This is a genomic window from Aeromonas sp. QDB18, assembly GCF_027705325.1.
GTDB lineage: Bacteria > Pseudomonadota > Gammaproteobacteria > Enterobacterales > Aeromonadaceae > Aeromonas > Aeromonas caviae.
In genome coordinates, this window is record NZ_JAPDBQ010000291.1 from 1 (window position 1) to 1214 (window position 1214).

The following is a 1214-nucleotide window of genomic DNA, read 5'->3' on the forward strand; positions in this document are numbered from 1 at the left end:
TCAGTGCCTGCATAGAGAAAACAGACTACCCGCTCCCGGAAGAGTTGTTGTCAACATCCTCCCGGTGAACGGTTACCGCCAGCAATATGAGCAGCGACTTGCACAGGATGAGCCCCGTCACACAGGCCAGCACCTGCCACCAGGCGCCCGCCACCAGCGCCCAGTCCATGGTCATGCCGATGGTAATGAAGAAGAGCCCCATCAACACGTCGCGAAACGGCTTGATGTCCACTTCGAGCTGATGACGATAGTGGGACTCCCCCAGCATCATGCCCGCCAGAAAGGCACCGAGCGCCATGGAGAGCCCCATCCACTGGGTCAGGGAGGCCGCCAGCAATGCCACCAGCAGGGCACTCAGTACGAAGAGTTCATCTGAACGTGCGCGCGCCACCTCGAAAAACAGCAGGGGCAGCAGCCACTTCCCCACCGCCAGCAGCACGGAGAGCGCAAACAACCCCTTGAGGGAGGCCCAGGCGACCTCCGCCAGCAGGGCGCTGTCCTGCACCTCGGGCTGGGCCAGGATGGGGATCATCACCAGCAGGGGCACCACGGCGAGATCCTGGAACAGCAGCACGCTCACCCCGAGCTGGGCTCGCCGGGTATGGAGCTGCTTGAGCTCGCCGAGCTGCTTGATCACCACGGCGGTGGAGGAGAGCGCCAGGGTGCCTGACACCACCAGCGCCTGGGCCAGGCTCAGCCCCCACCACCAGCCGAGCCCGAAAAACAGCAGTGAGGTGAGCAGCACCTGCAGGCTGCCGACCCCCAGCACCAGCTTGCGCATGGCGAGCAGACGCGGCAGGGAGAACTCGAGCCCGAGGGAGAACATCAGGAACACGATGCCAAGCTCTCCTATGGTCTGCATCATGGCCTGACCCGTGACGATGGCCACGCCGCGGGGGCCGAGCAGCATGCCGGCAAACAGATAGGCAAGGATCACCGGCTGGCCGAGGCGCCGGAAAATGGCTACCAGCACAACGGCGAAGATCAGCAGGATCAACACATCGGCGTACACCTATCCCTCTCCTTCATCTGCCCGGCCCCCTCTTCCCTGACACAGCAAGTACAGCACCCGCTCCCCATATGGCACGCCACTCGCTCAGCGGCAGAGATTTCCCCTCCCGTTTCATCCCGTTAAGCCTAAATAACCGTTCCGAAATGTAGATCACTTATCCGGGAAAGAAGGGAACTCGGCGTCGTTTGTGCGATCTGATTAA

At 62.3% G+C, this 1214-nt stretch carries 1 pseudogene; it reads right to left on the reverse strand.

Going from position 1 to position 1214, the window contains the following annotated elements:
• Nucleotides 1-76: 76 nt before the first annotated feature.
• Nucleotides 77-1012, reverse strand: a pseudogene (locus tag OKC30_RS20925) (cation:proton antiporter domain-containing protein); the annotation flags it as partial.
• Between the last annotated feature and the right edge of the window lie 202 nt (nt 1013-1214).